10 protein-coding genes are annotated in these 9,149 nt (G+C 33.3%); 2 read left to right on the top strand and 8 right to left on the bottom strand.

The genetic code is table 11. The features are described from left to right. Positions 1–381 precede the first annotated feature (381 nt). Positions 382–615 carry a hypothetical protein gene (locus NJT12_RS24390; RefSeq protein WP_271338717.1) on the top strand — a complete coding sequence of 78 codons (234 nt, stop codon included), beginning with the start codon at positions 382–384 and terminating at the stop codon, positions 613–615. A 209-nt stretch (positions 616–824) separates the two neighbouring features. Here NJT12_RS24390 and NJT12_RS24385 read toward each other — a convergent pair whose 3' ends face one another. Next, positions 825–1,055 carry a hypothetical protein gene (locus tag NJT12_RS24385; RefSeq protein WP_271338716.1) on the bottom strand — a complete coding sequence of 77 codons (231 nt, stop codon included), beginning with the start codon at positions 1,053–1,055 and terminating at the stop codon, positions 825–827. A gap of 59 nt (positions 1,056–1,114) precedes the next feature. Further along, positions 1,115–1,573 carry a hypothetical protein gene (locus tag NJT12_RS24380; RefSeq protein WP_271338715.1) on the bottom strand — a complete coding sequence of 153 codons (459 nt, stop codon included), beginning with the start codon at positions 1,571–1,573 and terminating at the stop codon, positions 1,115–1,117. 321 nt (positions 1,574–1,894) lie between these two features. Between NJT12_RS24380 and NJT12_RS24375 the strand changes: the two genes are divergently transcribed. Continuing rightward, complete coding sequence (locus NJT12_RS24375) at positions 1,895–2,671, top strand: methyltransferase domain-containing protein (RefSeq protein WP_271338714.1); 777 nt, start codon at positions 1,895–1,897, stop codon at positions 2,669–2,671. 358 nt (positions 2,672–3,029) lie between these two features. On the opposite strand, the gene NJT12_RS24370 is transcribed toward NJT12_RS24375, so the two are convergent. From NJT12_RS24370 to NJT12_RS24345, 6 genes are all read right to left on the bottom strand, one after another. Then, positions 3,030–3,884: a fatty acid desaturase gene (locus tag NJT12_RS24370; protein WP_271338713.1), complete on the bottom strand. Its 855-nt coding sequence runs from the start codon at positions 3,882–3,884 to the stop codon at positions 3,030–3,032. 1,084 nt (positions 3,885–4,968) lie between these two features. Then, on the bottom strand, positions 4,969–5,757 hold the full coding sequence (locus NJT12_RS24365; protein ID WP_271338712.1) for a helix-turn-helix domain-containing protein: 789 nt from the start codon (positions 5,755–5,757) through the stop codon (positions 4,969–4,971). Positions 5,758–5,780: 23 nt separating this feature from the next. Next, on the bottom strand, positions 5,781–6,926 hold the full coding sequence (locus tag NJT12_RS24360; RefSeq protein ID WP_271338711.1) for an MBL fold metallo-hydrolase: 1,146 nt from the start codon (positions 6,924–6,926) through the stop codon (positions 5,781–5,783). After that, positions 6,923–7,576 (bottom strand): Rossmann-fold NAD(P)-binding domain-containing protein, encoded by a 654-nt coding sequence (locus tag NJT12_RS24355; RefSeq protein WP_271338710.1) that lies wholly within the window; start codon positions 7,574–7,576, stop codon positions 6,923–6,925. The genes NJT12_RS24360 and NJT12_RS24355 overlap by 4 nt, the downstream gene beginning before the upstream one ends. 2 nt (positions 7,577–7,578) lie before the next feature. Further along, entirely contained in the window at positions 7,579–8,619 is a 1,041-nt protein-coding gene (locus NJT12_RS24350) for an SDR family oxidoreductase (RefSeq protein ID WP_271338709.1), read from the bottom strand. Between the two features lie 141 nt (positions 8,620–8,760). Then, on the bottom strand, positions 8,761–9,149 hold a 389-nt coding region (locus NJT12_RS24345; RefSeq protein WP_271338708.1), incomplete at its 5' end, for a hypothetical protein.

Genomic DNA, 9,149 nt, shown 5'->3' with positions numbered 1-9,149 from the left:
CTATCTTAAAATGTATCGTAAATTAAGAACCGCCTTGGTACGGATCCGTATGCCGGGTGGTGTGGAAGGTCGCCTAGGGAATTAATCCCTAGGCTCCTATCCGATTTTATGATGGTTTGTAAAAGGGGTATTTATACTTGGTGATTGGTTTTTATTTAGTGGTATACTTGTTTGAAATAAATTTTAGTGGATTATGGATTTCCGTAAAATGGGGAGTTAGTGAATGCTGATATTTGTATGCCTTAGATATAGAAAGAATATTTATTTTTTAAAAGTTATCTTTCATCTTTATTTATTATCTAATAGTCTAGTAAATTACGTACGAAAAATAAGCTCTAAATAAATTAAAAATTAAGATATATATAATTCGATTAAATAGATATGGAAAATAGAAAGTTAGAAGTTTATACCTTTATAGCACATCCTAATAGAAAACCAACCGAAAATTTAATTTTAGAAGATGTTTTTGGTAATGATTTGTATGTGAAATTAAAAAAAGGATTTCCCAATTTTGTTGATACATTTCCTCCTTCACAAATAGATGGAAAAACTGCAAAAATTGAAAAAGGATTAATTGATAGCACAAGACGCACATCAAACTTCGGTTACAATTAAATATTCGCCTATTAATGTGGCTCTCATTTTAGAAATGGTTTTAGAGATGTTTCCTTTGGATGAATTTGAATTGATAACAGAAATTAATGAGATTCTTTTTGGTGATGCTAATGTTAATGAATAAATAAAAGTGTTTTTTCCTCATGCTACAAAGTCAGGAGACTTTTTAGCACGAGGAATATATCTAATTATTATATCAAGATTTGTCCTTACTTTTTTATGCACCAATTTTCGTGTGGGTTTCTATACAATACTATTTCAAATTTTCGACATTCCGGACATTCAATACATCTTTCGCCTCCCATATTGATTGCATTGGTATTAAAAGCAATATCTAGGACTGTAAGATTTTCCTTTTCACAATTGGGACATTTTACAATTGAATGTATATCTATTCTAAAACTTTCTGCAGCATCCAGCCATTTCTTTCGTTGTTTCATGTTTAGTTATGTACGTAAGATGATTTATATCAAACGAATAAAGTTTGAAAACGCGATCATTAAAATTCAAGTTTAGAATTTTTAAAGTATTTATAAATCCTTGATACAAGGAACAATAAAAATAAAATACCTAGAATCTTAAAAATTCCGGAGTACAAATAATTTATTGGGGTAAACTTAAAATCTTTAGTGGTTAGAAAAGACTGTTTTCCATCAGGTTTGTACAAAATAGGATAATAATCTTTAATTTTAACTTCGTTTTCTAATCCTAAATACACAGAGGTTTTAATATTCTCAACATAACCATTGGCGTATAAATGCGGACTTCCGTATGAATCTGCACCAATTCGTGTCACTTTCATTTTTCCGGATGTGTAGTTGTTCCTATTGTTGTATATTGAAAAATCAGAAATCACATCGATTGTAAGTGTTATCAAAAAAAAGAAGATCACCAAAGTCACTACGACTAAACTTAATCTAATAGTTATTTCCCGTATTATTTTTTTCTGGTTCTCCATGAATTTTATTTAATTCTAAATCAGATTTACATTTTAAATTAAATCTATTATACGGTTACAATAATAGGAATTTTTAGGTTATAATTTTGTAGTAATTTTTGTGCTGCTTCTTCTGCAAAAACAAATTACTAGCGCAGAAAAGAACGGCATCCTTTTATTTTTTTCTTTAGAAAAATAAAAGATAGAGTCCCAAAGCTTCGGGAGCTGGATAAAGCCTTGATAAAACCCATAAGAATTTTGTATCTTAGTTTGTAGTAACCAAATTTGAATTTTGATCGCGAATTTTTCCTAATCAAAGTTGAAATTGTAAAATAAGATAAAATGCCTTGGAATCCGGAAATATATAATAAGTTCAAAAATATTCGTTATCAGCCTTTTTATGATCTGATTGATTTTATCAAACCAGTAAAAGGTATGAAAGCCATTGATTTAGGTTGTGGCACGGGAGAACAAACAGCAATCCTGGCCGATAAATTCAAAGAAGCTGATTTTCTGGGTGTTGATTCTTCGGCAGAAATGCTGGAGCGATCAAAGGCTTTAGAAACGGATCATTTGAATTTTAGAAAAGCAACTACCGAAGAAACATTAGCCTCTGGCGAAAAATGGGATTTAATTTTTAGTAATGCGGCTTTACAATGGTCAAACGATCATGAAACTTTATTTCCAAGATTATTGGAACACCTTAATTCAAAAGGTCAATTTGCAGTACAAATGCCTGTTCAGCCTGAAAATAAACTCAATAAAATCTTGCTGGATTTGGTAAACGAAGAACCTTTTAAATCCTTCCTGAAAGGTTACAAAAGAGATTCCCCGGTTTTGAGTATCGACGATTATGCGCAAATACTTTTTGATGGCGGATTGGAAGATATTCAGATCCTGCAAAAAGTATATCCTATTATTGCAAACGATCATGAAACGCTTTATAATTTTATAGCAGGTTCGGCTTTGATTCCGTACATAGAACGTGTGGATGGCGAAGAAAAAGAGCTTTTTATTAAAACTTATAAAGAGAGAATTGCGGAGCATTTTCATAAACTTCCGGCGATATATTCGTTCAAGAGACTTTTGCTTTATGGTAGGAAAAGGGTAGCTGTCTAATCTTTGGTTTTTATTTAAACACATAGAGGCATAGCTTTTAGGATTGCTTAAAAAAGACGTTTCAGCTTGAATATTAAGACATAGCTTGGTTTTAGTGCTATGTGTTTAAAAAATTTTCACGCAGATTTTAGAAAGATTTTGGCAGATATGCGCGGATGATTATCAAAAAAAAATCTTTGGTTTTATTTAAACACATAGAGACATAGCTTTTAGGATTGCTCAAAAAAGACGTTTCAGCTTGAATATTAAGACATAGCTTGGTTTTAATGCTATGTGTTTAAAAAATTTTCACGCAGATTTTGGAAAGATTTAAGCAGATATGCGCAGATGATTATCTTAAAGTAAATTTGCTATAATCTTATTTTGGTTTGTAAAAAGTAAATGCTTTATCGAATAAAATGCCTTTTAAACTTTTTAGAGGATTAGTGTTTTTCTGGCGTTTCATTAGGCCAATTTTTAGCGTAAGCCATGATAAACTGGGATGTTCATGATGAACATCATGATTACCAATACCAAAACCCATTGGAAACCAATAAGTATTAGTTTTGCGGTCTAATGAAGTTCCCATATGTTCGCACCAGTTTCTTACTACTGAAATAAGATTTAAAAGTAAAAGTGTAAACAAAATAAAATAAAATGGAGGTTGTAAAATAATAAACCAAATTATGCTAAGACCAATAGAGAGTATAAAGTAGATTTTATTAATCTGGAGGGCATTGGTTACTTTCTGTGCATTTTTGTTTTTATTAAAATCAAAGATGAGATAAGAAGAATATAAGACAGGAATAGATTCCATAAGAATGTATAAGTATCTGTTTTTATGGTATAAATTTTTTAATATAGGAGAAGCAAGCGGATCTAATTCTGTATTTGTATAGCCATGATGTATTAAATGATATTTTCTGTAATGCTCGCCATAGAATGGTATAAAGATTAAAGCAGCACTTACATTTACAATAAGACGGTCGTATTTTGTTTTTGTAATTGCTTTGTGCGAGCCATCATGAACTGTAACTATTAAGAAGGAGTGTGCGCAAAAACCTGCAGGAATAAAGGCCCAATAAAAGCCTTGCTGAAACAAATGCATGCAATAACCAATGCCAAGTAATAAAATTGATGCACAGAAGATTGTCGTGAATGGTATTAAGAAAGTTTTTTTTCTAAGCTTTTTTTCAATAGAAATTTCATTTATCGGTTGTGTGTTGTTCCTCATAATTAGTAAACTATAGCAATTGTTTCTGTAATTCTGTCCGCTTTTTTTAATTGACAGATTTGAAAATTATGCGCAAACGTAGTGAAAGTTAAAGAAGGAAACATCCTCCTAAAATTTAAAAATGAAAAAATAAGACATTTTTTATAATTACAATTTTAAATTAAACATATAGAGTATAATTTTAGAGCACTTAACAAAGGTGTTTTTGATTTTTTTGAGATTGTCTTAAATTGGAGATTATAATCTATGTTTCTATGTGTTTAAAAAATTTTTACGCAGATTTTAGAAAGATTTAAGCAGCTATGTACAGATTATTTGCTAAAAATAATCTTTGGCTATTATTTAAACAAATAGAGACATAGCTTTTAGGATTGCTTAAAAAAGACGTTTCACTTTGAATATTACCACATAGCTTGGTTTTAATGCTATGTGTTTGAAAATATTTCACGCAGATTTCAGAAAGATTTAGGCAGATATGCGCGGATTCTTGTCTAAAAAAATCTGCTAAATCTGCATGATCTGCGAGAGAAAAAAAATCTAATCTTTGGTTTTATTTAAACACATAGAGACATAGCTTTTAGGATTGCTCAAAAAAGGACGTTTCACTTTGAATAGTAACATATAGCTTGGTTTTAATGCTATGTGCGGAAATCTGGATTTTTTAAAACTTCCTTAAATTAGAGAGATTGTAATCTATGTTTCTATGTGTGTAAAAATATTTCACGCAGATTTTGGAAAGATTTAGGCAGATATGTGCGGATGATTATCTTCTGCGAGAGAAAAAAATCTAATCTTTGGTTTTATTTAAACACATAGAGACATAGCTTTTGGGATTGTTCAAAAAAGACGTTTCACTTTGAATATTAGCACATAGATTGGTTTTAATGCTATGTGCGGAAATCTGGATTTTTTAAAACTTCCTTAAATTAGAGATTGTAATCTATACTTCTATGTGTTGAAAAAAAAAATTACGCAGATTTTAGAAAGATTTAAGCAGATATGGGCAGATTATTATCTAAAAAATAAATCTGCTATAATGTTAAGATTGCATGAAAAATTATTTTAATCAGTGGTTTTGATAAATCTATTTCTGCAGTATAGTCGATGGTGTAATTCCATATTTTTTCTTGAATGCAAACGAAAAATGAGAGAGATCCTCGAAACCAAGATCGAGATAAATATCCGATGGTTTTTTTCCTTTTTTCTCCAATAAAAAATAGCCTTCCTGAAGTCTTCTTTGTATGAGCCAGTGACTTGGCGTATCTGAAAAAATGACTGCAAAATCTCGTTTGAAAGCTGAAATACTTCTTCCTGTAAGATAGGCGAAACGCTCTATACTGATATTAAATTTATAATTGCGATTCATATAGGCTTCTAAATCGATCTTTTCAGGCGGTGCAAAATCAAAGAGAATATCTATTAGTTTTGAGTTTTCTTTGAGAAGAATCAAAAGCAGTTCCTCGCGTTTAATGTTAGAAAACGTATCATCGATCTCGCCGCCATCATTATAATATGGCATCAACGAAAGAACGAAATTAGGCACTAAATCACTTTTCTTTATTTGCACAAATGATGCCTCACTGGCATAATTTTGTGCAGTAATTTTGTGTTTTGCAGCAAATTTTTTAAGGAATTCAGTATCAAGAATTACAACGACTTTTTCAAATTCACCGTCTTGCTTTTGCTTGTTGTATCGTGCCAGGTGATTTTTGCGAACCAGACAATATTCACCTGCTTTAAGATGGTATTTGTTCACGCTGTCATAACCTTCTATTGTGCCTTTTGCGAGGTACAAAAAGAAATGTTCCACAATAAATTGTTCCGGTGATATTTCGGGACCAATGTAGCAGCTTTTAATATCGGTATATCTCATGGTATTATGCGTAATTGTTCCGTTTATTTATTGGGAGCGGCAGGATTTTCTTTCCACCATTGCTTAAAAACTTTGTGTTGATCAAAAATAACAATTTCTCCCATAACAGGTGTAATCAAAGGAATTTGATATTTTGCATTCAATCGGGTAAGTTCGTTCAATGGTTCATTCCAGGTATGTTTGGCGAGGGCAAATTTAGAATTATGTACAGGAACCATACTTTTGGCTTTCAGATCACGTGCTGCCTGCAAAGTTTCTTCAGGCAGCATATGAATATAATGCCAGGCTTTATCATATTGCCCGTTCTCCATAATTGCAACATCAATAGGACCAAATTGCTTCCCAATTTCTGCAAAATGCGTGTCGTAACCGCCATCGCCGCTATAATAAACCTTTAGCGTAGGCGAACTAATTAAGAAAGACGCCCATAACGATTGGTTTTGTTTTAAGCCACGTCCGGATTTATGTCTTGCCGGTAAAGTATAAATGGTAAAGTTATTTTCAACTACCACATCATCGTTCCAGTCTTGCTCAATAATTTTTTCTTTTGGATATCCCCAACGTTCAAAATGGGCTCCAACTCCCAAACCACAAATCACAGTTTTTACTTTGTTCTTAAGTGCCAAAATTGTTTCGTAATCCAGGTGATCATAATGATCGTGCGAAATGAGTAAATAATCTATTTCAGGTAAATCCTGTACGTGATAGGTATTAGTTCCGTCAAAAACTTTTACAGTATTGGGTAAAGGAGAAGCATTGTCGCTGAAAATGGGATCTATTAAAATTTTCTTTCCGTCTATTTGCAATAAACAGGACGAATGCCCAAACCAAACCAATAAATTTTGATCTGAAGGTAAATGCTTTAGATCTGTTTTTACAGAAGGAATTCGGTTCGACGGTTCAGTAGGAACGGTTTTATCAAAAAACTGTTTTTTTATTTCGCCCCAAAAACTATAACCCGGAGCCAGTGTTGGTGTATAAAGTGTATTCTGAAATTCTCCATCTTTATAATGTGGCGATTTCTGAATTTGCACCATGTTTTTTCCTGACGGCAAACTGCCAAAAGTCGCCTTTTGCATATAAAGCCATGTACAAATACCAAGAACCAGTAGGATTGCAAGAAAGATGATTGTGATTCGTGTGATAATTTTCAGGATTCGCTTTTTCATTTTAAGTTGGCTGCTTTTTTAATATCAATGGCTTCTAGGATATTTTTAGAATACCCAATTTGTGTTACCGAAATCATTGCGCAACCAATTTCTCTGGTGGTGCAACCAGTAAAAAACAAGCCCATAATAGGGTAGAGCAACGTAATGTATTTATTGAATCCTTTTAAGTGAACTTGTGTTTGATCAGGTTTCATTAATCCCGGACGAAAATTGTATTGCGCCTTAAAAGGTAAGGCTTTCAATGCATTTTCGGTTTTTCCTTTTACGCGCGCCCACATTACTTTTCCGTTCTCAGAACTATCTGTATGCAATCCTGAAATAAAATTGAAGGTAAGATTTGGGTTTTGTGCTAAAAGTATTTTGGCAAAATGCAAGGTTGTATCATACGTAATATGCGTGTATTGCGCTTCATCCATGCCAACGCTGGTGATTCCGGCGCAATAAAAACAAGCATCGTAGCCAGTAAGTGTAAGATTATCTGATTTTAGTGAAAGAAAATCTGAAATTAGATATTCCGTCAATTTAGGATGCGATTTTCCGCTTGGTTTTCTTCCTATATACAAAATTTGTTCTACCTGACTATTATCCAGACATTCGATTAAAACTCCTTCGCCAACCATTCCGGTAGCACCTGTTACAATTACTTTCATATTTATATTTTAAGAGATTTCCATTTGATTAGACTAATTACGGTTGCCATAATCGCTTCTTCGTTAGTGCGGGGTTTCCAGCCTAATATGGTTTTGGCTTTTTGGTTGCTGGCTTTGCGATAAATACCAACCAATGGCAAGATGGCTTTTGCCTTATCGTTAAACAATGCTGTTAAGCGTATTATAAAGGTAGGCAAAGATTTTGTAGCTGCTTTTCTGGCTGCGTATGGCATTTTTACTTTTATAAGTTTAACAATTTCCAGTAATGACATTGTACCTCCGCCTAAAGCAAGAAAACGTTGTCCTTTGGCTTCGGGGTTTTCCATTGCGAGAATGTGTAATTCGGCAACATCCCTTACGTCGACGATTCCTAAACTAATATCAGGAATTGCTTTCATAGAACCGTCTAATAGTTTTTTTAGCATTTCGAAACCGCTTGATAAGTCCGCACTTAGCGCAGGACCAAAGATTCCCATTGGGTTAATGACCGAAAGTTCTAATGTTCCTCCTTGATTATTCATAAATTCCCAGGCGGCTTTTTCAGCAAGAACCTTGGATTTATTATATGTCGAAAGTCCTTTTTCGTCTGGATTTGTCCAACTTTCCTCCGTGATAAGGGTATTTTTGTCTTTATGACTGTATCCAACAGCACCAAAGTTCGAAGTCATTACCACACGTTTTACACCGGCTTCTCGTGCTGCTTTCAAGACTCGTAAAGTTCCGTCTACAGCGGGACGAATCATTTCATCTTCGTTTTTGGGTAATCTTAAAAATATAGGCGAGGCGATGTGCAATACATAGTCGCAATCAATCATAGCTTCATTCCAATTTTTATCAGAGGTAAGATCAGCTTCGATGAAATCTAATTTACTAAAGTCTGTAAGACCGCCATTTCTAAGCATTTCAAAAATCTTGTTCCGGCTTTTGAACGAACGAATGGTTGTTCTGACTTCATAACCACGATTTAATAATTGTAAAATACTATGTATGGCCAGAAAACCTGTTCCGCCAGTTACTAGTACTTTTTGATCTGTATGTATCATTGATTGCATTTTTACAGTACAAAGATCTAAAGAAAGGGCAGAAGTAACTTTGTTGAAAAGCCCAAAGTTGCTTTGTTGAGAGGTTCAGGAAAAATGAGATAATTTGGAAATGAGGTATGGCACGCTGATGAAACTGATTCGCTAATGCGAAAACACGGATTTTACGGATTTTTTATAATACATTTTGTTATTTGCGCATGTCAGATTGAGCGAAGTCGAAGTCCCGTGATGTGAGTATTCGTAATTATTGTTTTGATTGCTGTAAATATAGCGAACGGTTTCAACCGTTTGGTGTAATACAGGATTACAATATATACACAAGATACGATGCCAATATTTTATGATAATCTGAATCCCGGAGTTTAAACCTTTGTCAAAGTTTAAACCTTTGTCAAAGTTGAAAACTTTGACAAAGGTTAGAAACCTGAAACCTGAAACCTGAAACCTGAAACCTGAAACCTGAAACCTGAAACCTGAAACCTGAAACCTGAAACCTGAAACCTGAAACCTGAAACCTGAAACCTGAAACC

Source organism: Flavobacterium azizsancarii (assembly GCF_027980145.1).
In the GTDB taxonomy this organism is placed as follows: domain Bacteria; phylum Bacteroidota; class Bacteroidia; order Flavobacteriales; family Flavobacteriaceae; genus Flavobacterium; species Flavobacterium azizsancarii.
This window is presented reverse-complemented; position numbering and strand designations above follow the sequence as displayed.

What these genes read in the sequence shown, in the direction of transcription:
- NJT12_RS24370 (WP_271338713.1), bottom strand. Translation starts at nt 3,884, where the DNA reads ATGAGGAACAACACACAACCGATAAATGAAATTTCTATTGAAAAAAAG.
- NJT12_RS24380 (WP_271338715.1), bottom strand. Translation starts at nt 1,573, where the DNA reads ATGGAGAACCAGAAAAAAATAATACGGGAAATAACTATTAGATTAAGT.
- NJT12_RS24365 (WP_271338712.1), bottom strand. Translation starts at nt 5,757, where the DNA reads ATGAGATATACCGATATTAAAAGCTGCTACATTGGTCCCGAAATATCA.
- NJT12_RS24385 (WP_271338716.1), bottom strand. Translation starts at nt 1,055, where the DNA reads ATGAAACAACGAAAGAAATGGCTGGATGCTGCAGAAAGTTTTAGAATA.
- NJT12_RS24390 (WP_271338717.1), top strand. Translation starts at nt 382, where the DNA reads ATGGAAAATAGAAAGTTAGAAGTTTATACCTTTATAGCACATCCTAAT.
- NJT12_RS24360 (WP_271338711.1), bottom strand. Translation starts at nt 6,926, where the DNA reads ATGAAAAAGCGAATCCTGAAAATTATCACACGAATCACAATCATCTTT.
- NJT12_RS24375 (WP_271338714.1), top strand. Translation starts at nt 1,895, where the DNA reads ATGCCTTGGAATCCGGAAATATATAATAAGTTCAAAAATATTCGTTAT.
- NJT12_RS24355 (WP_271338710.1), bottom strand. Translation starts at nt 7,576, where the DNA reads ATGAAAGTAATTGTAACAGGTGCTACCGGAATGGTTGGCGAAGGAGTT.
- NJT12_RS24350 (WP_271338709.1), bottom strand. Translation starts at nt 8,619, where the DNA reads ATGATACATACAGATCAAAAAGTACTAGTAACTGGCGGAACAGGTTTT.